The following is a 25494-nucleotide window of genomic DNA, read 5'->3' as shown; positions in this document are numbered from 1 at the left end:
AATTCATCCTCCTTGTAATTGGTAATTGTATCATATTCAGCAGTATTAACAATGTAAGGGCATATTATATGTTTATGAAAAGTTTACAATAACTTTACAGAAAATTTGTAGAAGTATGTCAAAAAATATTGACGATATGAAAGTACATTATATATGATAATGTCAGATAAGGTGAAATTCTACATAGTGGGAGCTTTATCTCCCGTTAATTGCTAGTCTCCATTAATGGATCGTTTAAGGAGACTACTCGTTAGCGTAGGGTGAAATGAAAATCGTGTATCTACTAGAAGAAAAAAGGTATGTGGTTAGAGAATGCTAGAAATTCATTTCATTATTCTTTGGTAATTGTATAAGGGGGATTTTTTGTGAAAAAGTCAAAAAAAATGCTAGCTGGAGCAACTCTTGCTATTGGTGTTATAGCGCCGCAAGTATTGCCAGCAACAGCTCATGCGGATGAGCAAACTGGGGAGAGTACGGTTAACTTACGAATTCTAGAAACATCAGATATTCACGTTAACTTAATGAATTACGATTATTATCAAACGAAAACCGATAATAAAGTAGGTCTCGTGCAAACTGCAACACTTGTGAATAAAGCGCGTGAAGAAGCGAAGAACTCTGTCCTGTTTGATGATGGGGATGCATTACAAGGGACACCGCTTGGAGATTATGTAGCGAATAAAATAAATGATCCGAAGAAGCCTGTGGATCCTAGTTATACGCACCCATTATATCGTTTAATGAATTTAATGAAGTATGACGTCATCTCTCTTGGGAATCATGAATTTAACTACGGTTTAGATTATTTAAACAAAGTAATTAGTAAAACAGAATTCCCGGTTATTAACTCGAACGTCTATAAAGATGATAAAGATAATAATGAAGAGAATGATCAAAATTACTTTAAACCATATCATGTTTTTGAAAAAGAAGTAGAAGATGAATCAGGTCAAAAACAAAAAGTGAAAATTGGCGTAATGGGATTTGTTCCACCTCAAGTTATGAACTGGGATAAAGCAAATCTAGAAGGAAAAGTGAAAGCAAAAGATATAGTTGAAACAGCGAAAAAAATGGTGCCAAAAATGAAAGCAGAAGGTGCCGATGTTATCGTTGCACTAGCGCATTCAGGTGTTGATAAGAGTGGTTACAACGTTGGCATGGAAAACGCATCGTATTATTTAACAGAAGTTCCTGGTGTAGATGCGGTATTAATGGGACATTCACATACTGAAGTGAAGGACGTATTTAATGGTGTTCCAGTTGTAATGCCTGGTGTCTTTGGAAGTAACTTAGGTATTATAGATATGCAATTGAAAAAAGTAAATGGAAAATGGGAAGTACAAAAAGAGCAATCGAAGCCGCAACTTCGTCCGATTGCTGATAGTAAAGGAAACCCACTCGTACAATCTGATCAAAATTTAGTTAATGAAATTAAAGATGATCACCAAGCGACAATTGATTATGTGAATACTGCTGTAGGAAAAACGACAGCGCCAATTAATAGTTATTTCTCATTAGTACAAGATGATCCTTCTGTACAACTTGTGACAAATGCACAAAAATGGTATGTAGAAAAGTTATTTGCTGAAAATGGACAGTACAGCAAATATAAAGGAATTCCAGTTTTATCTGCAGGAGCACCATTTAAAGCGGGTGGCCGAAACGGTGCTACATATTATACGGATATTCCAGCTGGAACGTTAGCGATTAAAAACGTGGCAGATTTATATGTATATCCAAATACGTTATATGCTGTAAAAGTAAATGGGGCACAAGTAAAAGAATGGCTTGAAATGTCTGCAGGTCAGTTTAATCAAATTGATCCAAAGAAAACAGAAGAACAGCCATTAGTAAATATCGGATACCCTACATATAACTTTGATATTTTAGATGGCTTAAAATACGAAATTGATGTAACACAACCAGCAAAATACGATAAAGATGGAAAAGTTATAAATGCTAATACGAATCGTATTATAAATATGACATATGAAGGTAAGCCAGTAGCTGACAATCAAGAGTTTATCGTCGCTACAAATAACTATCGTGGAAGTAGCCAAACGTTCCCGGGTGTAAGCAAAGGGGAGGTTGTATACCAATCACAAGATGAAACGCGTCAAATCATTGTGAAGTATATGCAAGAAACGCCAGTTATTGATCCAGCAGCAGATAAAAATTGGACGTTTAAACCGATTGTTGCCGATAAATTACATACAACATTCGATTCTTCACCAAATGCACAAAAGTATATAAAGAAAGATGGGAACATATCATATGTTGGACCATCTGAAAATGAATTCGCTAAATATGCAATTGATATAACGAAGAAGAACGATGATGATAAGGAAACTGGTGGAGAGAATCCAACAACACCGCCAACAGGTGAAGGAAATAATGGAGAAAATCCAACGACACCACCAACAAGTGAAGGAAATAATGGAGAAAATCCAACGACACCACCAACAGGTGAAGGAAATAATGGAGAAAATCCAACGACACCACCAACAGATGAAGGTAATAATACAGGATCTGGACAAACTACAACGGATAATCAAAACGTAAAAGAAAAAACAACTGTAAGTGAAAAGAAAGAAGAACGTGATTTACCGAAAACAGGTACAAGTGTTGTTTCTACAATTGGAGCAGGTTTGGCGTTTGTTGGAGCAGGATTCCTTCTGTTATTTAGAAGAAAGAAAGCAAATAGATAGTGGAGAAATATAAAAAGGATTACCGATTCAGGTAATCCTTTTTGATATATTATGAAAGTGTTACAGCTTTTTCCTTCTTCCATGAAAGGCCAAATCCAGTAAAGCCGACGATAATTGTTACAACTGGACAAGCTAAGCAGAAGATTGCGAATGGAACGTAATCAAAAGTTGGAACGCCAAGGACGTTCGATAAGAATACGCCACTTACTCCCCATGGTACGAGCGGGTTAATAACTGTACCTGCATCTTCTAATACACGTGATAAATTACGACGTTCTAAACCGACTTCATCATATTTATTAGCGAATGCTTGTCCTGTTAAAACGATAGATAAGTACTGCTCACCAAGTAAGAAGTTCACACCGATTGCAGTTGAAGCAGTAGAAATAATTAAACGTGTGCTAGTTTTTACGAAGCTAGAGATGATATTCATTAGCTGCGTAATAATACCCATTCCTTGTAATAATCCTCCCATACAAAGAGCTAGGAAAATAAGAGCGATTGACATCATCATACTTTGCAGGCCACCGCGAGATAATAAGCTATCAATATCTTTCATACCCGTTTTAGAAACGTAACCGTCTTGCATAATTTTCATTAAATCAGTTAAAGAAGTACTAGGTTTAAATATAAATAGGATAATGATCCCTACTATAATTCCAGCAAGTAAGGTTGGAACTGCTGGAACTTTTTTAAATGCGAATAGGAACAGTAATAAAATTGGAATAAGTGTAAAGATAGAAATCGTTGCATTTTTCTCTAATGTGCTAATGAAGTTTGTGAAGTCAACGTCTCCACTAGTACCGCTTCCTAAAATGAAAAATGCGATAAAAGCAATAATGAAAGCTGGAACTGTTGTCCAAAGCATGTTACGAATATGCTCAAATAAATCTACACCCGTTACAGCTGGCGCTAAATTTGTTGTATCAGATAAAGGAGACATTTTATCTCCAAAGAATGCACCAGAAATAATTGCACCAGCGATTAGAGCAGGATCGTATCCGAGAGCACTACCCATGCCCATAAAGGCAAGTCCTACAGTTGCGGCAGTTGTAAAGGCACTACCGATACTTGTTCCAACAATTGCACAAACAACAAAAACAGTTGGAATGAAAATTTTTGGGGATACAAGCTGGAAGCCGTATACCATTAAAGTTGGAATTGTTCCAGCAGCGATCCAAACACTAATTAATACGCCTACAAGTAAGAATATAAAAATAGATGGAATACCAGCTGAAATACTACTTATCATTCCTTTTTCCATCGTAGACCAATCAATTTTTTTCATAAATCCAAATGCTAATAAAAAAACGATACCAAATAAAATTGGGATGTGTGGTGAAACTTCTAATTGAATAACACTAAAGCCAATGCAGAAAAAGATAAATACTGTTAAAAGAACAGATTCAATTTTTGAAACCATTGTTTTCCCCTCCTAAGTAATCTAAAATAGCTCTTTTTTATATAAAATTCGCCAATATTGTTTATTTCCTTCTAAATTTTAGAATTTTGTGACAAATTACCGGTAATTGTTGTTTCTTTAATATGATACGGAAATGAATGGATAAAAAAACGTCCCTGCATATAATTATGCAGGGACGAAGAAATCGCGGTACCACCCTAGCTTGTGAAATGAATGTATCACAAAATAAAGGGTCGTATGATATGCGCTCATAAAATAAAAACGCCCCTGCAACATATGCAGGGACGAAAAGTTCGCGGTACCACCCTAAATTGTGAAACAGTGTCGTTTCACCACTCTTTAGATATAACGGTCTATAACCGTCTTTCACTACTCCTTACGTTTCGCAAAAGAAGCTCCAGGGGGTAATTCATAATTCGCTCTGTACTGGTTCGCACCGACCACCAGCTCTCTGAAAGCAGAAATCGAAATACTACTAAATCCTATCAATGCCGATTCATATGATGTTAGTTAAATTTTTATCATATATTCGTCTCACATGTCAATAAAAATATTCAATGATTTTTTAGGGAAATAAAGGAGAACGATTTTAATCCTATGAAAATGTGCGTTATAATGAATTTGAAAGGGGAGGAAAGAGTGAAGAAAAAAATAATTCTTTTTACCACTTTACTAGTCATTGGCGGAAGTGCTGGCATTTACACAGCTTTTGCAGCTGAATCAGAGCAGGCGAAGCGAAAGCAAATACAGCAGTTAGAAGTGAAGAAAGCGAAAGAAGCTGAAGAGAAGAAGTCGATGGAAAAAGCAGCTGATAAACTAGGGGTTTCTACGGAAGGAAAAACAAAAGAAGAGGTTGCGAAAGAAGTAAATACCGCAAGATTTGAGAAGCGCCATGATCTATTGATTGAACATGCAAAACAACTTGGAATTGAAACAGAAGGAAAAAAAGACGAAGAGATTATTTTAGAAATCGGAAAGATACAACATGGAAAGTAGAACAACTTATCTTATGATAAGTTGTTCTTTTTTAAGAACTACTTGATTTAAAAATAATTGACAGTCATTTAGATTTAATGTTAACTATATTTATAAACTAGTTAACATTAGGGGTGACAATTGTGACTTTTAGTAAGAGTACGACTGACAAACCATCATATACATATGAAGAGTTATCGGAGAAAAATAAAGCCTATGTATGGCATCCATTTACACAAATGAAGGATTATTTAGAAGAAGATCCTGTCATTATTGAACGGGGAGAGGGAAGAAAGCTATACGATGTAAATGGAAATGAATATTGGGACGGTGTTTCGTCTATTTGGTTAAATGTTCATGGACATCAAGTGCCAGAACTAGATGAGGCAATTCGTGAGCAATTAAATAAAATTTCCCATTCTACTATGTTAGGGCTTGCTAACGTTCCATCTATTTTATTAGCCGAAAAAATAATTGAAGTTGTACCAGAAGGTTTGAAGAAAGTGTTTTATTCAGACTCCGGTTCTAGCGCTGTTGAAATTGCAATTAAGATGGCCTTTCAATATTGGCAGCATAAAGGAAAACCGAAGAAACAAAGATTTGTTACATTAAAAGAAGCGTATCATGGTGACACAATTGGAGCTGTTTCAGTGGGAGCAATAGACTTGTTTCACCAAGTGTATAGTTCGCTTTTATTTGAAGCAATTAAAATGCCTTATCCATATACATATCGTTCTCCTTATGGAAATAATAAGGAGGAAATTGTAAAAAAACATTTAGAAGAAATGGAAGAGCTGCTGAAAGATAAACATGAAGAGATTGCGGCGATTATTGTAGAACCTTTAATGCAAGGTGCTGGCGGTATGATTACAATGCCAAAAGGATACTTAAAAGGGCTACGTAATTTATGTACAAAATATAATGTTCTATTTATTACAGACGAGGTAGCGACTGGATTTGGGCGTACTGGAAAAATGTTTGCATGTGAACATGAAAATGTAACACCGGATATTTTGACAGCCGGAAAAGGTTTAACAGGCGGATATTTACCAGTTGCAATTACTGTAACGACAGATGAAATTTATAATGCCTTTTTAGGAGGCTATGAAGAACAAAAAACATTTTTCCACGGACATAGTTATACAGGGAATCCGTTAGGGTGTGCGGTAGCAATTGCAAATCTAGAACTATACGAGAAAACAAATTTAATAGAAGAGGTGGCACGTAAAACAGAATATGTGGCGACGCAATTAGAAGACCTCTTTGCATATAAACATGTAGGGGACATTCGTCAATGCGGGTTAATGGTTGGAATTGAACTTGTGAAGAATAAGGAAACGAAAGAAGCGTTTGAATGGACAGAGAGAGTCGGTGTTCAAGTATGTAAACGCTCAAGAGAACTAGGTATGATTTTGCGCCCGCTCGGTAATACGATTGTGTTTATGCCCCCTCTTGCTTCTACAATTGATGAGATTGATGATATGTTACGTATTTTGTATAAAGCAATCTCGGATGTTACGGAGGGAGAATAATGAGTGGCTTTTTTATAACAGCAACGGATACTGAAGTGGGGAAAACTGTAGTCGCCGGTGCATTAGCAGGTGTATTTAGAGAACTGGGATATAACATCGGGGTATATAAACCGTTACAAAGTGGGCATGTTGCATCAAATCCAGAAGGAGATGCAGCAAGGCTAAAGGCATTATCAGGTGTACCGACAAAAGAAGATGAAATTTGCCCTTACTCTATTGAAGAGCCGCTTGCCCCGAGACTTGCCATGAAAAGAGCTGGAAGGACAGTAACGTTAAAAGACATTATTCATCACTATAATGAACGATTGAAAGATTTTAATAGTCTACTTGTAGAAGGAGCAGGTGGATTAGCTGTTCCATATACAGAGGATGCTTTAGTAATTGATTTCGCAAAAGAATTACAACTTCCACTTATTGTAGTAGCACGCCCTACATTAGGAACAGTAAATCATACAGTTTTAACGATCGCTTACGCAAAGGCATATGGTTTAACAGTAGCAGGTGTCATTTTATCTGGCTGCAAAGAATGCGAAATGGAAAGAGTGCAAGAAAATAAAGAAATGATTGAAGAGCTAAGTGGGGTACCGGTTTTAGGTTTATTACCATTCTTTGCAGGTGAGTTTACAAGAGAAGAAGTCTTGGAATCTGCTAAAGAATATATAATGATTTCAAAATTAGAGGAGCTTATCCGAAATGAATCAAACATGGCGCACACATCTTCAATCTAAATTGCAACAATTACATGAGCGAGAGCAGTATCGTAATTTGCATGTAACAGAACAAGCAGAAGAGACATGGCTTATTCGAGATGAGAAAAGGATGCTAAATTTAGCGTCAAATAATTATTTAGGGTTAGCTGGAGATGAAAGGTTAAAAGAAGCTGCTATCGCATGTACAAGAAAATATGGAACTGGGGCGACAGCATCAAGGTTCGTGGTAGGAAACTATTCACTGTATGAAGAGGTTGAGAGAAGTATATGCGATTGGAAAGGCACTGAAAAAGCCTTAGTTGTGAATAGTGGATATACCGCAAATATTGGAGTGATCTCTTCATTAGTGAGTCGTCACGATATTGTGTTTAGTGACAAATTAAATCACGCAAGCATTGTTGATGGAATTATATTAAGTGGGGCAGAGCATAAAAGGTATCGTCATAATGATTTGGATCATTTAGAGAAGTTATTGAAAACAGCGTCACCTGAAAAGCGGAAATTAATCGTAACAGATACTGTTTTTAGTATGGATGGTGATACTGCGTATTTGAGGGAGTTAGTAGAGCTGAAAGAGAAATACGGGGCAATTATTTTAGTGGATGAAGCGCATGCGAGTGGAATATATGGAATTGATGGAGCAGGGTTGTCTCATATAGAAAAAGATCTTTCTCAAAAAATTGATATACATATGGGGACGTTTAGCAAGGCTTTAGGGTGTTATGGTGCGTATTTGACAGGTGATGCAATTTATATAGATTATTTACAAAATATGATGAGAAGCTTTATTTTTACTACAGCTTTACCGCCAAGTACGTTAGGAGCAGTGCAAAAAGCAATTGAAATTGTACAAGAAGATCATAAGAGAAGAGAGAATCTTATAGCAAATGGAGAATACTTCAGGAGCAAATTACGAGAAGCTGGATTTGATATAGGGAATAGTTCAACTCATATTATACCGATTGTAGTCGGTTCAAATGAAAATGCTTTACGGTTTAGCAAAAGGTTACTAGAGGTAGGTATTGCAGCTATTGCAATTCGTCCGCCAACTGTACCGATTAATAGTTCTCGAATTCGCTTTGCAGTTACATCGCAACATACAATAGCTGATTTAAAATGGGCTATTGACCGAATTACTCACATTGCGAAAGAAGAGGAGCTTTTCGTATGAAAGAGCTGAAGATTATTTTTATCCCTGGATGGGGAATGGAAGAAAATATTTGGGATTTAGTACTTCCCCATTTTAAAGGATATCCTGTTCAATGCATTAATTGGCGTAACGTGAAAGAACAAAGTGAGTTTGCGAACAGGATTATAGATGTAGCACAGGATGAAAATGTAATTTTAGTTGGATGGTCACTAGGAGCATTAGCGGCAATTCAAGCTTATAAAAAAATTAAGGCAAAGGGTATCGTGCTAATTGGTGGTACTGCTAAATTTACAAATACAAGTGACTATAGTAGTGGATGGAATACTTTGCATGTAGAACGGCTGAAAAGAAATTTGGAGAGAAGGAAAGAAGATACGCTCAAGCGGTTCTATGAAAATATGTTTACGAAAGATGAGTTGAAAGAGAATAAAAGTTTTGAAGACATCGTAAAACATTTTAAAGGTGATTCTATGCAGTCTTTACAATTCGGTTTGGATTATTTAATAGAAACAGATATGAGAGCAGCATTGAAAGAAATTAACGTCCCTATACTACTTATTCACGGAGAGAGGGATGTAATATGCCCATTGTCTGCAGCATGTAGTATGGCTGAGAATGAAACTGCCACACTCAAGGTAGTAAGTGAGGCTGGACATGCATTATGCGTAACGAATTTCGAATATTGCGCAAATGAAATCATTCAATTTGTAGAGGGGATACGACATGATTAACAAAACGTTACTACAAAAACGATTTAACGTGGCAGCTGTATCCTACGATCAATATGCAAATGTACAAAAAAAGATGGCGCATTCATTACTTTCTACATTGAATCGGCGATATAGTGCAAATTCATCGATACGTATTTTAGAACTTGGATGCGGGACAGGATATGTTACAGAGCAATTATCAAACTTATTTCCGAAAGCACAAATTACAGCTATTGATTTTGCCGAAAGTATGATTGCAGTTGCGAGAACTAGACAAAATATAAACAATGTAACATTTTATTGTGAGGATATCGAAAGATTACGACTAGAAGAAACGTATGATGTCATTATTTCAAATGCCACATTTCAATGGCTAAATGATTTAAAACAAGTGATAAGAAATTTATTTCGTCATTTATCTATAGAGGGGATATTACTCTTTTCAACATTTGGACAGGAAACATTTCAAGAATTGCATGCTTCGTTCCAGCGGGCGAAAGAAGAAAAAAATATACAAAATGAAACATCGATTGGGCAACGTTTTTATTCGGAAAATCAGTTGCGCCATATATGTGAGATGGAAACAGGGGATGTACATGTTTCTGAAACGTGTTACATAGAGAGATTTACAGAAGTTAGGGAGTTTCTACATTCTATTCGTAAAGTAGGAGCGACCAATAGTAATGAAGAATCATATTGTCAAAGTCCCTCACTCTTTCGTGCGATGCTTCGCATATACGAAAGAGACTTCACGGGAAATGAAGGGATAATGGCAACGTATCATGCTTTATTTGTGCATATAACAAAAGAGGGGAAGAGATGAAATGAAACAAGTACAAACAAAGAGGGATTGGAAAAAACTTGCATACGACGTAGTAGGAGAGAAAGTGATTACGAAAGAAGATGCAATAGCGATATTAGAGGCTGACGATACAGAGATTTTAGAAATTATGAATGCTGCGTATATCATTCGCCACCATCACTTTGGTAAGAAAGTAAAATTAAATATGATTATTAATACGAAGTCTGGATTATGCCCTGAAGATTGCGGATATTGTTCACAGTCTATTATTTCAGAAGCACCGATTGATAAATATGCATGGCTAACGCAGGAAAAGATTGTAGAGGGAGCGCACGAAGCAATTCGCCGTAAAGCGGGTACGTATTGTATTGTGGCATCTGGTCGTCGTCCGACTGATAAAGAGGTAAATCACGTAATTGGAGCAGTTAAAGAGATTCGTGAAACGACAGATTTAAAGATTTGTTGTTGTTTAGGTTTTTTAAACGAAGATCAAGCAGGACGTTTAGCGGAAGCGGGTGTACACCGTTATAACCACAACTTAAATACACATGCGAATAATTACGAAAGTATTTGCTCCACTCATACGTATGACGATCGTGTTGATACAGTTCAAAAAGCGAAACAAGCGGGTATTTCACCATGTTCAGGAGCGATCTTTGGAATGGGGGAGACAATAGAAGAGCGTGCTGAAATTGCATTCGAATTGCAACGTATAGATGCCGATTCAATTCCATGTAATTTCCTTGTTGCTGTAAAGGGTACGCCGCTTGAAGGACAAAAAGAGTTAACACCAGTAGAATGTTTAAAAGTACTGGCGATGATGCGCTTTGTAAACCCAACGAAAGAAATTCGTATTTCAGGAGGGCGTGAAATCAATTTACGTTCTGTACAGCCAATCGGTTTATTTGCAGCAAACTCTATTTTTGTTGGAGACTACTTAACGACAGCTGGACAAGAACCGACTGCAGACTGGGGTATGATTGAAGATTTAGGATTTGAGATTGAGGAATGTGCATTATAAGATTGAAAAAAGCAAACTTATAAAAGAGTTTGCTTTTTTTGTAAATAAAATGTAATAAATAGTTGTGAATGCTTGATACTAGTGGCTTTTGAGCGAAAAAAAGAATTTTGGTGGACGAATTTTCCAAGCCCCAATTGTACATAGTAAATATGTAATTTACATTGGGTTGGAGGATTTTACATGCACAAATATATATTAGCGATTATGACTTGTCTCATTTTACTAAAAGCGATAAGCGCTGATCCAGTTAAGGCCGCCGAAAATCCTGAACAAAAAGAGATGCAACAACGAATTGAACAACATTTTCGAACGAAAGCTGAACATTTTGGATTGAAAACAGAAGGGAAAGATTTAAAGGAAGTACGAAAAGAAATTACTATTATAGAAGAAGCGAAGAAAAGAGAGAATGTATGGAAAACAGCACAGACGCTTCGTATACAAACAGAAGGAAAGACAATGGATGAATTAATAAAAGATGTACGGAGAAAAGTGAAGAAATAAAAAAAGAGGCCGCAGCCTCTTTTTTTATGCCCATTGTTTTGATAAGTGAGCCATTTCAATTGCAGCGACGGCGGATTCATAGCCTTTATTACCAGCTTTCGTGCCCGCGCGTTCAATCGCTTGCTCGATCGTTTCAGTCGTCAATACACCGAAAATAACGGGGATGTCTGTTTGTAGTGATAAAGATGCAACACCTTTTGCTACTTCATTACAAACGTAATCGTAATGTGTTGTAGCACCACGAATGACAGTGCCTAACGTAATAACAGCATCATATTTCCCGCTATTCGCCATCTTTTTAGCGATTAAAGGAATTTCAAATGCACCAGGAACCCAAGCAACATCGATATCAGCTTCTTCTACACCGTGACGCTTTAATCCGTCTAAAGCGCCGCCAAGTAATTTACTTGTAATAAATTCATTAAAACGTCCAACAACAACCCCAACTTTTAATCCTGTACCAACTAAATGACCTTCGAATACCATAATAAATCTCTCCTTTAATTATAAGTTTAGTAAATGTCCTAATTTGTTTACTTTCGTTTGTAAATACGTTTTATTCTCTTCTTTTGCTGGCATTTGTAACGGTACACGCTCGATTACTTCTAAATCGTAACCTTGTAAGCCAGCAATTTTTCTTGGGTTATTCGTTAATAATCGTAAATGTTGTAAACCTAAATCTTTTAATATTTGAGCGCCAATACCGTAATCCCGCAAATCAGCAGGGAAGCCAAGCTTTTCATTTGCTTCTACAGTATCGAATCCTTCTTCTTGTAACTTATAAGCGCGAAGCTTATTCAGAAGCCCAATGCCTCGTCCTTCTTGTCTCATATAAAGAAGAACGCCCTTTCCTTCACGCTCAATTTGAGCAAGTGCAGCATGGAGTTGTGGTCCGCAATCACATCGGCACGAGCCAAATACATCTCCTGTTAAGCACTCTGAATGAACGCGTACAAGTACAGGATCTCCTGTTGAAATATCACCTTTTACGAGTGCAATATGCTCTTTCGAATCTAAGGAATTAGAATAGCCAATTGCATGGAAAGTACCGAAATCTGTAGGTAATGTAATTTCCACTTCTCGCTTCACTAATGTTTCATGGTGGCGGCGATAAGCAATTAAATCTTCTATTGTAATCATTTTTATATCAAATTGTTTTGCGCACTGTAGTAAATCAGGTACCCGTGCCATCGTACCGTCCTCATTAATAATTTCACAAATGACGCCAGCTGGTTCTGCTCCGCAGAGCTGTGCTAAATCGACAGCAGCTTCTGTATGACCAGCCCGGCGCAAGACACCACCTTCTTTCGCAATTAATGGAAAGATATGTCCGGGACGATTGAAATCAGCACCTTTTGATGCAGGATTTAACATTTCTCGTATCGTAGTTGCACGTTCGTGAGCACTAATCCCAGTTGTTGTAGAAACATGATCAATGCTCACTGTAAATGCAGTATGATGCGAATCTGTATTATGAGCTACCATTGGTTCTAATTGTAGACGTTCTGCGTACCCTTCTGTAATTGGTACACAAACGAGACCACGTCCATGTGTAATCATAAAGTTAATTGTTTCTGGCGTAATATACTCTGCTAAAGCGATAAAATCGCCTTCATTTTCACGGTTTTCATCATCACATACGATCACGACTTTTCCTTGTTTTAAATCTTCTAGAGCTTCTTCAATACGATGAAACATAATGCTTCCCCCTTATAGAAATCCGTTTTCTTGTAAAAAGCTTTCGGTCATTGAACCTGTTCGTTTTACTGGTTTAGAAATAAAGCGTTCGATATATTTACCAATCATGTCACACTCAATGTTTACGATGTCACCGGCATTCTTTTCTCCGATAACAGATTCACTTACTGTGTGCGGGATGAGTGAAATTGTAATGGAAGATTCGTCTATATCAAATATTGTTAAACTCGTTCCATCAACAGCAATGGACCCTTTATGCAAACAATAGCGTAGCAATTCATCAGAAATAGCTATTTTGTAATAGACGGCATTATAGTGTTGTTTTTTGTTTAATATCGTTCCGATGCCATCGATATGTCCTGAAACGAAATGTCCACCGAATCGTCCGTTTGCAGCCATTGCACGTTCTAAATTTACTTTGCATTGCGGTTTAAGCATGCGAAGTGATGTTGATTGCATCGTTTCAGGCATTGCGTCTACTGTGAATGAAGTTGTTGTGAAACTCGTTACAGTCAAGCAAATACCGTTAACCGCGATGCTATCACCGAAGTGAACATCTGATAAAATTTTATTGGCATGAATCGTTAACTTCATCGCTTCGCCGCTTTGTTGCATGTTTGCAATCGTTCCTAATTCTTCTACAATTCCTGTAAACATTCCATCACCTCACTTCGGGCATGCGCAACAATTTTTATATCATCGCCAACTTGTTTCATCTCTTGAATTTCCAAGGAAAGTGCATCTTGTAATGTTGAAAAACCATTGCCGCCAAATAAAGTAGGGGCATTTTTTCCACCAATTAATTTTGGACTTATATAAGTTACAATTTCATTGAAATACTTTGTTTGTAAGAAACTTGCATGAACTGTTTGACCACCTTCGACGAAAAGAGAAAGAATTTGTTTTTCGCCGAGTAGGTGTAAAACATCCTGTATTTCAATCTGTTTCGTTTTCATTTGGAATATAGCTATATTTTCAGATTCATAAGAAGCTATTTTCTCTGGATTTACATCCTTACCAACTATAATCCATGTCGGTGCTAAACCATCTGTTATGACATGAGAAGATGGTGGCGTTCGTAAATGGGTATCTAAAATAACGCGTATAGGATTTTGCCCTCCGTTAGGAATTCTTGTTGTTAAATGCGGATTATCAGCTATAACTGTATTCACTCCAACAAGAATTGCATCGTGTGTATGACGATATTGATGAACATCAGCTCGTGCATCTTCACTTGTAATCCACTTACTTTCACCGGTTACGGTTGCTGTTTTTCCGTCTAAGCTCATCGCTGTTTTTATTGTTACAAATGGACGTTTCGTTTTCATGTAGTGAAAAAAGTAGCGATTTAATAAAACTGCTTCTGCTTCCAGAACACCGGTAGTTACTTCGATGCCAGCTTCCTCTAATCTTTTTTTTCCATTACCAGAAACGAGGGGATTGCAATCAAGAGTAGCAATTACAACCCGTTTGACTTCTTTTTTGATGAGCAATTCACAGCAAGGTGGTGTTTTTCCAAAATGGCTACACGGTTCAAGTGTTACATACACGGTGGCTCCTTTTGCTTTGTCACCAGCCATATGAAGAGCATGAACTTCTGCGTGTTCTTCACCAGCACGTAAATGAGCTCCCATACCGACGATGTTTCCGTCTTTTACAACAACAGCACCAACCATAGGATTTGGACTTGTTTGCCCAGATGTTCCTTCTGCTAATTGCAGAGCAATCCTCATATATTCTTGATCTGTCATTTTCTTCACCTCTCCTAAAAAAAATCAAAAAACCCCAAGGATTTTAATATCCTTGGGGTTTGGGAGACGTGATTTCTAGAAATATAGTTCGAATACGAAAGTATAGGAAAGAAACCTAACGATGATTGATATTTTGGCATAAGGAAGAAACCTAGCAAAAATATCAAATTTTTCAAACGCTAGTCGTATCTTTTTATTTCAGCATAGAAAGATAAGTATACAAAATAAAACATATATATAGATTTGAATTGAATCTATAAAAATATGCATACTGAAATAAAAGTGTATTCGCTATATAAAATTACTAGAAAACATATCCTTCTCCCATCCAGACTATACTGTCGGCCCTAGAGTTTCACTAGATCCACCGTTTTCGAGTTGAAAACGGGTCACGGACTTAGAAGTTTGCACTTCATCACCGCCGGTTGGGAATTTCACCCGACCCCGAAGGATGCTGTTTGCTCAAATTATAGCACAAAAAAAATAAAAGGCTAGTAAAAAGTATTCGAATGTGAAGAATTGTGTGAAAATATATGTAGGATGAGATGGAGACAAAAGTATTAGAAATGTTGTAAGGAGAAGGGATATAACGGAGTTGCTAAAAAGAAAAAACATGCACAAAAAAATGTGCATGTCACATGTAAAATTATTCTGCCTCTGGTGCTCTAACAACAGATTCGAATTTACCTTTATGCGAAGCATCGCAATAAGGCATATTTTTTGATAAACCACAACGGCATAAAGAAAATGCCGGTTTTGCTGGGAATACATTCCCTTGTGAATCAACTAATTCCACGTCCCCTGTAACGCGAAAAGAGCCATTATCATTTACTTTAATTTGTACTTTAGCCAACGCTATCCCTCCTTCCCAAACGCTTAATTTCATCATATAATCAAGAGAAGTACTTGACAATATGAAAAGAGCACTTTCTTTGGAAGAGAAGAGAGTGTTATAATGTTTTTTATAACTGACTAGAGTAAGGTGACGAAAGATGGATAAACAATTACGTACATTACGAAATATTGCAAATGAGCGCACGTGGGCTTCATTTTTGAATGATAATCATCCATATAGTTTGTTACACTGGTCCATTGCTGGTGTAGGACAAGAGTCAAAGGATGTTTGGTTACTGCAAGATGAGGTAACATTTCAAACGACAGAATTTCCAACGCTAGATGATGCAATAAAGTGGATTTCTGAAAATATGGAACAAGTTACAGACGTTTTAGCGCAATAAAAAAACAGGCTTATGCAAGCCTGTTTTTTGTTTCTTTTACATATGAGTTTAAAAATTGATCAACGGCTGCTTCATACTCTTCTTTATTTTCGTTATAAGAGCAAGCGTGTGCGCCGTGTTCTGCAATATAAAGTTGTTTATTGTTTTCCTTCGCTTCATAGAGCGCTTTCGTCATATCAGCTAAAATATAATCATCATCTTTACTATGAATAAAGAGGACGGGATTGTTAATGTTTTTTATACAATCGATTGGTGAAACTTCACGAATCGTATAACCGTCACGCACTTTTAAGAAAGCATTTGCTAAAGGTAATAAAGGCCATTTCGGTAAATGGAATTCAACCTTTAAACGATGTTGTAATTGTCCGTAGAAATCAGAAAAAGGACAATCTGCAATATAGAAATCAGCACCATCTTCTACAAGTCCTGCGTACTGAAGAAGTGTTGCAGCTCCCATCGATTCACCATGAATACCGAGTGTTATATTTGTTCCAAAACGACTTTTTAGCCAGTCAACTACAGATTTTAAATCATGCTTTTCATAGTATCCATAGCTTGTTGTTTTTCCGCCAGTTTTACCATGACGACGATGATCGTAAATAACGACATTATATCCTCTGTTTAAAAATAACCTTGCATATTTTACAGAGTTCATTTTATTTACAGTTACGCCGTGACAGAAAATCATAAACTTATTGGAATGACCAGCAGGAATGTAATATCCGTGAAGATCATATCCGAATTGCGAAGGAATATGAATTTCTTCTTTATGAAGAGCTTCAAAATCCTCTATACGAAAATGTTTTTTCGTTTCTCTTTCGAGTATTTCTTCCTCTGTTTTTTTCTTTAAGTACATCACCTTATTTGTAAAGAAAATCCCAAGGGCAGTTATCGCACCTAGTATAGTAAACAATGCTGCAAAAAAACGTTTCATACTTTACCTCATCCTCCAAATACCGTTACATGTGATACACTTATATTGTATCACAAGGATAGAAAAGGGGAGAAATAGGAAATGGTGCATATACAAAAAATTACGCCAGCGATGAAAGAAACAATCCGAATGTTCATGTGTGAGAACTGGGGGAGTTCATTGATGGTTTCACGTGGTAAGGGACATCAGTTAGAAGAGTTGCCAGGATTTGTTGCGCTCTCAGAAGACAGAATAATCGGAATTGTAACGTATGAATTGATCGGAAATATGTGCGAAATTGTATCGTTAGATAGCTTTGAAGAAAGAAAAGGAATAGGGACAAAACTTGTGGATTGTGTATTACGAGTTGCAGAAGAAGAACGGTGCAGGAAGGTTTGGCTTATAACAACAAATGATAATATGAATGCGTTACGTTTTTACCAAAAACGTAATTTTTTGATGACGAATTTATATGTAAATGCGGTGGAAGAGGCACGAAAAATAAAGAAAGAAATTCCGCGCATTGGGTATGATAATATCCCGATTTTACATGAAATTCAATTAGAATATAGTTTAGTGTAATGATGTAACAATTTTCAGAAATATAAATTATTAACCTTGACGAATATTGTAATTTAGGTTACCGTAAAATTGTAATCTATTACCATATTAAGGGGTGACGATGTGGCAACTATACGTGATGTTGCAAAATTGGCAGGTGTTTCAGTCGCAACCGTTTCACGAGTTATAAATGAAAAAGGATACGTTCATGAGGACACAGTAAAACAAGTAAAGGAAGCAATTGAGGAATTACGTTATAGGCCAAATAGTGCAGCAAAGCCACTATTTAAAGAGAATTCAACGATAATTGCATTACTTGTAGATAATCTATATGACCCATCAAACATCACTTTGCTACATTGTATTGAGGAAATAGCGTATAAAGAAGGATATCAAATTATTGTTTGTAATATAGAGAATAAAGATAGATACATACATATGTTGAAGGAAAATAACGTTGCAGGTGTTATTTTGACAAGATCCGTTTTTAAAAGTATAGGAGAAATCCCACTTCCGTTTGTTGTGATTGATGAAAAAAAATCTCATGCAAATTATTATGAAAGTGGCCAAAGAGCGGTCTCTTTATTAAAAGAAAAAGGTTGTCACTTTCTTGCTTATTTCGGTGAGGGCGAAGATAGTGAAGAAATGGAAGAGTACATATCAGGATTTTTAGACGCTGTTTGGGAGGAAGGAATCTCTTATCGAGAAGAATGTGTACAAGGGTATACGAATAAACAGTTTGTTACATTATTGCAAACTTATCCGTATATAGATGGAATTGTAACTTCAAGTGATAAGATTACCTTTGAGTTAATTCGAGCAGCAAAAAAATTAAATATCCGTATACCGGATAAATTGAAAATTATTGGACTGAACGGGAGTATAGACAGTGAGTGGGCAGGTCCGTCATTTATGCAAATGGAAAGTTGTATCGAAGAAAATGGGAAAATAGCATTGCAACAATTAAAGGGAAAAATAAAAAAGTAAAAGGTGCGTATAAAACGCACCTTTTATAATGTAATTGCGGCAATAAAGCCGAATATAAGTAACGGTATATTGTAATGTAAAAAAGTTGGTACACACGTATCCCATATATGATGGTGTTGACCATCAGCATTTAAACCGGATGTTGGTCCAAGTGTACTATCTGATGCTGGAGATCCTGCGTCTCCTAGCGCTCCGGCTGTACCGATAATTGCAATGGTGGCCATTGGACTAAATCCAAGCTGAATACAAAGAGGTACAAAAATTGTTGTTAAAATAGGGATGGTTGAAAAAGATGATCCAATCCCCATCGTAACGAGCAGTCCAATTACAAGCATAAGAAATGCAGCGAGTGGTTTGTTATTCCCAATTATATGTGCACTCGTTTGTACAAGAGATTCAACATGTCCTGTTTTTCGAAGAACAGCTCCGAACCCAGCGGCAGAAATCATAACAAATCCGATAAAGGACATCATACGCATTCCGCTTGTTAAAATTGCATCAGCTTCTTTAAGAGGTAGACTACCACTAACTGATAAAACGATAATCCCCGCTAGAGCGCCGAAAATCATTGATTCTGTTGCTAATTGAACAGTTAATGTAGCTAAGATAGATACTAGCCCGAAAGTAATGCTTCGTTTTGTATAGGGAACGATTTCATTTTCAGTAGTATGAATTTGTTCTGTTTCATACGTACGAGGTTTTCGGTACGTAATAAATACTGCCACACATAATCCGATAATCATACCGATTGCTGGAATGGTCATTGCTTTTGGAATAAGTGCGACATCAAATGTAAGACCGCTTTGCGCAGCATTTGTTTGTAATACGTCATGATAAATTTTTCCGAATCCTGCTGGAATCCACATATAAGGAGTAATCAATCCGAATGTAATAATACATGTAACAAGTCTGCGATCCACTTTCAGCTCATTTAATACTTTTAAAAGTGCTGGAATTAAGATGGGGATGAAAGCGATGTGAACAGGAATCACATTTTGTGAGAAACAAGCCATCGTTAAAATGATAAATAGAATAAGTATTTTAGAGTAAACTTGTTTTTTCGTGTCTTGTTCATTGCCAATCCACTTTAATGCAGTTTGAATCATAGCATCTGGAAGTCCGGTTTTGGAAAGAGAAATAGCGAAACCACCAAGCATTGCATAACTTAAAGCGATTGGAGCACTGTTTCCAAGACCAGTTGTAAAAGTGTTAATCGTTTCTGAAATACCGAGTCCACCGATAAGTCCGCCTGTTAAAGCTCCAACAATGATGGCGACAATGACCTGGACACGTAACAAACTAAGCAATAGCATAACTGCTACTGCAATGAGTACAGCATTCATAATAAATGTAATCTCCCCAAAATTTTATTGTGTTAAGGCAAGGAAATATGAATCACCTTGCTAGATTTATACATAGTTGCGACATATTATTATAAATTGTTTCTTATGAAATGTAAAAGAGCCTTTTGTTACTAATGGTGAAAAGCTAGCTCTTGTTTAATGGATTGTAAAGAACGAGCGAATAATTCTGGCTCTTCTAAATCGGGAGAATGTGCTGAATTTGGGAACCAAATCATCTTTTTTATCGGTGCTTCTATTACATCACAATATTCCTGAACGAGTGCATAAGGAGTTTGATAATCATAGCGACCAGAACAAAAATAAACTGGAATAGATAAACTCGTAATAGAAGAAAAGAAATCGATTGTCAACATTTCTTCCCATAAAACGCCAGATTTTAAATTTCCTGCGAGAAACTTGAACCAATCTAATAGTGTATATTCGGGAGAAAAGAAGCCTTTTCGTATGAAAGAAAAGGAAGATCCGTTTTGGATTGCACCTCCGAATGTGCCAAGCCATTTTCTTTGAATAATAAGGCGTCTCGTATCTAAAAATGGCGGTTTTCCTAATTTTAAAAGGGACGCTAATGCTTTTTTATGATTATATTTTTTTGCAGAACGAATTAAATGCTGATATAGTAATTCCTCGTTTTGTTTCATATGTACAATTTGCCCAATACCGATATAAGCCTCGATATATTGTGGATAATAGTGTGCTATGTTAAGCCCGATAATACTTCCCCAAGAATGACCAGCGAGAAATAGTTTCTGTTTATTGAACTTTTTAAGTACATATTGAATCACTTCTTTTGCATCGGAAATGAATTGTTCGATTGTAAAATTTGCTCCGAAATCTTTCATTGAAAAGGATTTACCTGCCCCGCGCTGATCCCAATTAATTACGATGAAGTGTTTCTCCAATTCTTTTTGAAAATGACGAATAAATCCGATTTGTGCCATGCCTGGTCCACCGTGACAGCATAATAAAATAGGCTGCTCTACGTTTTGCCCGCGCATAAGGAGAGTTTGTTTTCGGTTGTTAATCATAACGCTTTCCATCGTAGCGATACTATTGGGAATGAGTTTTTTATTTTCATTATAGAACTGCGGGGTATTGCTACGAAAAAGCATATTGAAAACCTCCTTTTCTAAAATCGTATGAATCGCACAGGCTATTCGTTTTGCATATACTGTTAGAAAATCATTGTAACATACCATACTAGTGTCATTTCAATATGGGAGGAGGGAAATTGTGACGATTGGAGAAATTATCGATTGTTTAAATAGGCGTGAATCCATCGCTATTATAGCAAAACGTCTTGAAATAAGCCCGTATACATTATCGAAGAAATTAAGATTGATTGGATACGAATATGATGGAGAACAGAAAAAGCGTATTTTTGTAGGAGATGGAGAAGAACCGCGTCACTTACAACTCCAAGAAGCGACAGCCCTTCAATATGCGAAAACGGATTATCAACTATTAATTTATGAACAATTACAAAGTATTTATGAGTTATTAAGAAAGAAAGAAGAAGTAATTGCGCCCATGCTGAATATAAGTACAGAAAAAAAGAAACGTACCTTTTCTATTAATAAAGAAATATTAGCAAAACTAGACGTTATATCAGAATCGAAAGGAATTCAAAAATCTAAACTTGTAGAAGAGGCGTTACAACAATTTTTACAACAATATGATTTTAACAACACATCACATATTGATAAATAAAGAAAAGGATACTATGTTCATTGTAAGAACGAGTATCCTTTTTAGGTTTCACATATATGACGGATAAAAGGTTTATGTGTATCTTTTACGATGAAAAATTAAGATTGTTTATTATGAGTGTACTTAATTTGTTTTTTGAATTCTACCATCGATAATTGGCTGAATAGGTTCTTTTAATTGTTTTACGTAATCGACTAGCGCTTCAAAGTCGTTTGGACCAGTCTCTGGATTTTTACCATTTTTAAATGATACAAATCCATCACCGCCAGAAGCTAAAAAGGCATTTGCCACTACGCTATACGTTTTAGATGGAGATAATTGTTCACCGTTTGTTAAACGTATATTTGTAACTTTTTCACCGTTTGGTTTATTTGCATCCCACGTATATTGAATACCTGAAATTTGAAGCATTCTCGTCGTTCCTTTTTGCCATTGTTGATTTAAAATGTCGCGAATATCTTGACCTGTTAAATCTACTTTAATTAATTGGTTTCCAAAAGGCTGAATGCCGTATAATTCGCCCCATGTAATATCGCCAGCATCTAAGTCATTACGAATGCCGCCCGGATTCATAAGTGCGATTTGAGTTTGCATCGTTTGGCGCTGGGCATCGGCAACTAAATTTCCAAGAGTGGACTCACCAGCATCATTTTGTTTACGGTCGATAGGTGCTGTAGATTTTCCGACAACTTCATTTACAAGCGGTGCAATTTTTTCTTTATATTGATCTAGTTTTTTCTTTACTTGTTTATCAGGTTCTACACCTTCATGGTATGTTGTAACAACTTCAGCTTTTTTCTTTACAATATCTTTTGTTTTACGATCAATTGTTACATCTACATCTGAGAAAGCCATTCCGTAAGAGTTCGCTTGGACGATTAGTTTATTATTTACAGTACCATTTACATACGTGTGACTATGCCCACCAAAAATAACATCAACTTCCGGATCTGTTTCATTTGCAATTCGAGTAAGGTCTCCATTTGTCACACCAGACTCATCTGTTGTTCCACCGACATGAGCAAGGACGACAATGGATTTAACGCCAAGACGCTTTAATTGCTGCGTTGATTTATTAATTGCTTCTACTTCGTCAGTGATTTCTACATTTTTAAGCATAGTAGGCATCACGACATTTGGTGTATCAGTTGTAACTACGCCAATGAATCCTACAGGCACACCATTTACCATTTTTACAGTAAATGGCGGTAAAAATAAGCGGCCAGTGGATTTATTATAGAAGTTTGCAGCGACATAAGGGAAATTTGCACCTTTGAAATTCCCTGTTTTTTCGTGATAGCCACCGTAAATGAGACGTTTCATTTCATCAATACCTTCATCAAATTCGTGGTTACCGATTGTACCAACATCAAATTTTAAGTCATTTAAAAATTCAATCGTTGGTTCATCTTGTAACAATGCTGAAACTGGTGGACTAGCTCCGACAATATCGCCAGCGTGTACGAGAAGTGTATTCGGGTTTTGCTTTTTACGTTCTTTTAAATAAGTAGCTAAGTAATCAGCGCCACCAGCTTCTTTGTTATTAATTTTTTTAACAGTATCTAGTTGTCCATGGAAATCATTAATACCAAGCATTTGTACGTCTATGTAGCGGTTTTGTTCAGCTGGAGTCTGGGATGGGGGAGCAGCAAATACGGTTGAAAAAGTAATGGTGCTTAAAACGGCAACAGCAGGAATGATTTTTTTCCACATAATCTAATTCTCCTTTTTTTATAATCTGACATCATACGACATAATTTTAATAGATTCATAGGATTATATCTATACAAAAAAATAGTTTTTTCGAAAAATTAACATATTTACAAAAAGTGAATAATAGAGTAAAGGACCTTTTTTATTGTCGAGTTCATTGTGTATCTACTATAATGGAGAAAAAAGTAAAAGGTGAGTAGTATGAAGAAAAAGAAACAAAGACAAATGCAAAGACAAGCGCAAGTGAATCAACAAAAGAAAGAGTCGCTTACATTAGGTGATCAATTAAATGATTCACTCATGCAGCAATTAAAGAATAAGAAGAAAGAGTTGCAAGTGAGAGAAGAGGAAAAAGTGGCAGCTGAACAGGAAAGAAAGCGCCAAGAACAAAAAGAACGTGAAAAGAATAAATCATTTGAAGAACTGTTAAGTGAAAGTAACCTTACTTGGAAAGACTTTAAATAATAACGAAAATGATCAGTGAATAACGCTGATCATTTTTTTGACGAGCTTGTAAGAAAAGGGGAGTTAGAATGAGAAAAATTGTAGTTGTTCCGCATGAAAATCATTGGGGTGAAAAATTTCAAATGGAGGCTGAAAGATTAAAAGCGGCGATGCCAGAAAAGGTGAAGGTCCATCATATTGGAAGTACGTCGGTGCCAGGACTGGCAGCGAAACCAATTATAGATATGATTATGGAAGTAGAGAGTATCGACAGAGTAGATAGGTGGAATGAACGTTTTGAAGAGCTTGGCTATATCGTAAAAGGGGAGAATGGTATTTCAAGACGCCGTTATTTTATTCATGGAACGGAGGAAAAACGCTCGTATCACTTACACGTGTTTGAAAAAGGAAACCCTGAGATAGTAAGGCATTTAGCATTTCGTGATTATATGATGGCTCATTGTGAAGAAGCTGAGGCATATGCAACTTTAAAGAAAGAATTAGCTGAAAAGTATACATATGATGGTGCGTTATATTCGGAAGGGAAAACTGAGTTTGTACGTAATGTTGATGAAAAAGCGAAGAAATGGATGGAAAATAATGTTAATGAATGAGTTCGCATTATTTTAGAAAGTATATAAGTTTATTATGTAAACTGTACATATGTTTTGACTTTTTGGTTGAATCTTGTTCAAATAAAGTGGTGGCTTATAAAAAAATGTAATGATGAAAGGGAGACGACTGTGCACATTCCAACAACTACACTTCATAATGGCGTAAAAATGCCGATGATTGGTTTAGGCGTTTATAAAGCGAAAGAAGGCGACGAAGTAAAACAAGCAGTAAAAACAGCGCTAGAAGTTGGATACCGTTCGATTGATACAGCAACTGTATATGAAAATGAAAGCGGTGTCGGAGAAGCGGTTCGTGAATCAGGAATTCCGAGAGAAGACATCTTTATTACAACAAAAGTTTGGAACGATGATCAAGGATACGAGGAAACACTTGAGGCGTTTGAGAAAAGCTTAAAAAAATTACAAATGGACTATGTAGATTTATATTTAATACATTGGCCAATAAGAGGGAAGTATGTTGATACGTACCGAGCATTAGAAAAACTGTATGAAGAAGGTAAAGTGCGCGCGATTGGTGTTTCTAACTTCCATAAACATCATTTAGAACTGCTATTACCAAATTGCAAAATAAAGCCGATGGTAAACCAAGTGGAACTTCATCCGATGTTAACACAATTTGAATTGCGTAATTTCTGTCAAGGTGAGCAAATTCAAATGGAAGCATGGAGTCCATTAATGAGGGGCGGAGAAGTATTTCAGCACCCGATTATTCAGGCCATTGCTACTAAATATGAAAAAACACCTGCGCAAGTTATATTAAGGTGGGATATTCAAAGCGGGATTGTGACGATTCCTAAGTCTGTTACACCATCTCGCATTCAGGAGAATTTTTCTATCTTTGACTTTTCATTAACAGAAGAAGAGATGACTCAAATTAATACGTTAAATCGTAATTTACATGTAGGAACGAATCCTGATAAATATGATACGTTATAAAAAGACGCTACCAGT

Annotated in this window: 26 protein-coding genes, 1 riboswitch and 1 other annotated feature; of the genes, 16 read left to right on the top strand and 10 right to left on the bottom strand. The window is 36.4% G+C overall.

What is annotated here, in order from left to right:
- The first annotated feature begins 365 nt into the window (after positions 1-365).
- Positions 366-2708: a bifunctional 2',3'-cyclic-nucleotide 2'-phosphodiesterase/3'-nucleotidase gene (cpdB, locus tag PDQ40_RS11470; RefSeq protein WP_270691419.1), complete on the top strand. Its 2343-nt coding sequence runs from the start codon at positions 366-368 to the stop codon at positions 2706-2708.
- 49 nt (positions 2709-2757) lie between these two features.
- Here cpdB and nhaC read toward each other — a convergent pair whose 3' ends face one another.
- Positions 2758-4131 carry a Na+/H+ antiporter NhaC gene (nhaC, locus tag PDQ40_RS11465; protein ID WP_000253748.1) on the bottom strand — a complete coding sequence of 458 codons (1374 nt, stop codon included), beginning with the start codon at positions 4129-4131 and terminating at the stop codon, positions 2758-2760.
- Positions 4132-4408: 277 nt separating this feature from the next.
- Positions 4409-4629: a binding site (T-box leader), on the bottom strand.
- 141 nt (positions 4630-4770) lie between these two features.
- Here nhaC and PDQ40_RS11460 point away from each other — a divergent pair.
- The 8 genes from PDQ40_RS11460 to PDQ40_RS11425 all read left to right on the top strand — a co-directional run bounded on the left by PDQ40_RS11460 (position 4771) and on the right by PDQ40_RS11425 (position 11532).
- On the top strand, positions 4771-5127 hold the full coding sequence (locus PDQ40_RS11460) for a hypothetical protein (RefSeq protein ID WP_000726897.1): 357 nt from the start codon (positions 4771-4773) through the stop codon (positions 5125-5127).
- A gap of 122 nt (positions 5128-5249) precedes the next feature.
- Complete coding sequence (gene bioA / locus PDQ40_RS11455) at positions 5250-6638, top strand: adenosylmethionine--8-amino-7-oxononanoate transaminase (RefSeq protein WP_000144318.1); 1389 nt, start codon at positions 5250-5252, stop codon at positions 6636-6638.
- Positions 6638-7366, top strand: coding sequence for an ATP-dependent dethiobiotin synthetase BioD (gene bioD / locus PDQ40_RS11450; protein WP_000012487.1), 729 nt, complete (start codon positions 6638-6640; stop codon positions 7364-7366). Before bioA ends, bioD begins: the two co-directional genes overlap by 1 nt.
- Entirely contained in the window at positions 7332-8519 is a 1188-nt protein-coding gene (gene bioF, locus PDQ40_RS11445; protein ID WP_001077305.1) for an 8-amino-7-oxononanoate synthase, read from the top strand. The genes bioD and bioF overlap by 35 nt, the downstream gene beginning before the upstream one ends.
- The gene (locus tag PDQ40_RS11440; protein WP_000661275.1) at positions 8516-9229 is read left to right on the top strand and encodes an alpha/beta fold hydrolase; all 714 of its coding nucleotides are present in this window, start codon (positions 8516-8518) and stop codon (positions 9227-9229) included. The genes bioF and PDQ40_RS11440 overlap by 4 nt, the downstream gene beginning before the upstream one ends.
- Positions 9222-10031, top strand: coding sequence for a malonyl-ACP O-methyltransferase BioC (gene bioC, locus PDQ40_RS11435; protein ID WP_000608931.1), 810 nt, complete (start codon positions 9222-9224; stop codon positions 10029-10031). The genes PDQ40_RS11440 and bioC overlap by 8 nt, the downstream gene beginning before the upstream one ends.
- Before the next feature lies 1 nt (position 10032).
- The gene (bioB, locus tag PDQ40_RS11430) at positions 10033-11031 is read left to right on the top strand and encodes a biotin synthase (protein ID WP_000815868.1); all 999 of its coding nucleotides are present in this window, start codon (positions 10033-10035) and stop codon (positions 11029-11031) included.
- A 180-nt stretch (positions 11032-11211) separates the two neighbouring features.
- Positions 11212-11532: a hypothetical protein gene (locus tag PDQ40_RS11425; protein ID WP_000549777.1), complete on the top strand. Its 321-nt coding sequence runs from the start codon at positions 11212-11214 to the stop codon at positions 11530-11532.
- Between the two features lie 24 nt (positions 11533-11556).
- Here PDQ40_RS11425 and ribH read toward each other — a convergent pair whose 3' ends face one another.
- The 5 genes from ribH to PDQ40_RS11400 all read right to left on the bottom strand — a co-directional run bounded on the left by ribH (position 11557) and on the right by PDQ40_RS11400 (position 15834).
- Positions 11557-12018 carry a 6,7-dimethyl-8-ribityllumazine synthase gene (ribH, locus tag PDQ40_RS11420; RefSeq protein ID WP_000230889.1) on the bottom strand — a complete coding sequence of 154 codons (462 nt, stop codon included), beginning with the start codon at positions 12016-12018 and terminating at the stop codon, positions 11557-11559.
- Positions 12019-12036: 18 nt separating this feature from the next.
- Positions 12037-13230, bottom strand: a complete 1194-nt coding sequence (ribBA, locus tag PDQ40_RS11415; protein ID WP_000468996.1) for a bifunctional 3,4-dihydroxy-2-butanone 4-phosphate synthase/GTP cyclohydrolase II — start codon at positions 13228-13230, stop codon at positions 12037-12039.
- Between the two features lie 12 nt (positions 13231-13242).
- Positions 13243-13887 carry a riboflavin synthase subunit alpha gene (gene ribE, locus PDQ40_RS11410; RefSeq protein ID WP_270691418.1) on the bottom strand — a complete coding sequence of 215 codons (645 nt, stop codon included), beginning with the start codon at positions 13885-13887 and terminating at the stop codon, positions 13243-13245.
- Positions 13869-14981: a bifunctional diaminohydroxyphosphoribosylaminopyrimidine deaminase/5-amino-6-(5-phosphoribosylamino)uracil reductase RibD gene (gene ribD, locus PDQ40_RS11405; protein ID WP_000131972.1), complete on the bottom strand. Its 1113-nt coding sequence runs from the start codon at positions 14979-14981 to the stop codon at positions 13869-13871. The genes ribE and ribD overlap by 19 nt, the downstream gene beginning before the upstream one ends.
- Before the next feature lie 312 nt (positions 14982-15293).
- Positions 15294-15437, bottom strand: a riboswitch (FMN riboswitch).
- A gap of 190 nt (positions 15438-15627) precedes the next feature.
- Positions 15628-15834 carry a CDGSH iron-sulfur domain-containing protein gene (locus PDQ40_RS11400; RefSeq protein WP_001151582.1) on the bottom strand — a complete coding sequence of 69 codons (207 nt, stop codon included), beginning with the start codon at positions 15832-15834 and terminating at the stop codon, positions 15628-15630.
- Between the two features lie 139 nt (positions 15835-15973).
- Here PDQ40_RS11400 and PDQ40_RS11395 point away from each other — a divergent pair, with 139 nt between their 5' ends.
- A complete protein-coding gene (locus PDQ40_RS11395) occupies positions 15974-16219 on the top strand; it encodes a YqkC family protein (protein ID WP_000360809.1) in 246 nt (81 codons plus the stop codon).
- A 10-nt stretch (positions 16220-16229) separates the two neighbouring features.
- Here the strand turns inward: PDQ40_RS11395 and PDQ40_RS11390 are convergent, their stop codons facing one another.
- Positions 16230-17153: an alpha/beta hydrolase gene (locus PDQ40_RS11390; protein ID WP_000819219.1), complete on the bottom strand. Its 924-nt coding sequence runs from the start codon at positions 17151-17153 to the stop codon at positions 16230-16232.
- 81 nt (positions 17154-17234) lie between these two features.
- Here PDQ40_RS11390 and PDQ40_RS11385 point away from each other — a divergent pair, with 81 nt between their 5' ends.
- Together PDQ40_RS11385 and PDQ40_RS11380 are read left to right on the top strand one after the other, a co-directional pair.
- Positions 17235-17714, top strand: a complete 480-nt coding sequence (locus tag PDQ40_RS11385; RefSeq protein WP_000233414.1) for a GNAT family N-acetyltransferase — start codon at positions 17235-17237, stop codon at positions 17712-17714.
- A 102-nt stretch (positions 17715-17816) separates the two neighbouring features.
- Complete coding sequence (locus PDQ40_RS11380; protein ID WP_000201356.1) at positions 17817-18680, top strand: LacI family DNA-binding transcriptional regulator; 864 nt, start codon at positions 17817-17819, stop codon at positions 18678-18680.
- A 23-nt stretch (positions 18681-18703) separates the two neighbouring features.
- Here the strand turns inward: PDQ40_RS11380 and PDQ40_RS11375 are convergent, their stop codons facing one another.
- Entirely contained in the window at positions 18704-20023 is a 1320-nt protein-coding gene (locus tag PDQ40_RS11375) for a Na+/H+ antiporter family protein (protein WP_000994774.1), read from the bottom strand.
- Between the two features lie 131 nt (positions 20024-20154).
- The gene (locus PDQ40_RS11370) at positions 20155-21153 is read right to left on the bottom strand and encodes an alpha/beta fold hydrolase (protein WP_000898953.1); all 999 of its coding nucleotides are present in this window, start codon (positions 21151-21153) and stop codon (positions 20155-20157) included.
- 121 nt (positions 21154-21274) lie between these two features.
- On the opposite strand from PDQ40_RS11370, the gene PDQ40_RS11365 reads away from it, so the two are divergent.
- Entirely contained in the window at positions 21275-21751 is a 477-nt protein-coding gene (locus PDQ40_RS11365) for a ribbon-helix-helix domain-containing protein (protein WP_000151909.1), read from the top strand.
- A gap of 123 nt (positions 21752-21874) precedes the next feature.
- Here the strand turns inward: PDQ40_RS11365 and PDQ40_RS11360 are convergent, their stop codons facing one another.
- Complete coding sequence (locus tag PDQ40_RS11360; protein ID WP_270691417.1) at positions 21875-23464, bottom strand: bifunctional metallophosphatase/5'-nucleotidase; 1590 nt, start codon at positions 23462-23464, stop codon at positions 21875-21877.
- A gap of 201 nt (positions 23465-23665) precedes the next feature.
- Between PDQ40_RS11360 and PDQ40_RS11355 the strand changes: the two genes are divergently transcribed.
- The 3 genes from PDQ40_RS11355 (at position 23666) to PDQ40_RS11345 (ending at position 25479) form a co-directional block, all read left to right on the top strand.
- Positions 23666-23929: a YqkE family protein gene (locus PDQ40_RS11355; protein WP_000727549.1), complete on the top strand. Its 264-nt coding sequence runs from the start codon at positions 23666-23668 to the stop codon at positions 23927-23929.
- Positions 23930-23997: 68 nt separating this feature from the next.
- Positions 23998-24522, top strand: coding sequence for a GrpB family protein (locus tag PDQ40_RS11350; RefSeq protein ID WP_001227171.1), 525 nt, complete (start codon positions 23998-24000; stop codon positions 24520-24522).
- 129 nt (positions 24523-24651) lie between these two features.
- On the top strand, positions 24652-25479 hold the full coding sequence (locus PDQ40_RS11345) for an aldo/keto reductase (protein ID WP_000547999.1): 828 nt from the start codon (positions 24652-24654) through the stop codon (positions 25477-25479).
- Positions 25480-25494 lie beyond the last annotated feature (15 nt).

Source organism: Bacillus cereus group sp. Bc061, assembly GCF_027715825.1.
GTDB lineage: Bacteria > Bacillota > Bacilli > Bacillales > Bacillaceae_G > Bacillus_A > Bacillus_A paranthracis.
Note: the sequence above shows the minus strand (reverse complement) of the source record. Positions and strands in the feature narration are given on the sequence as shown.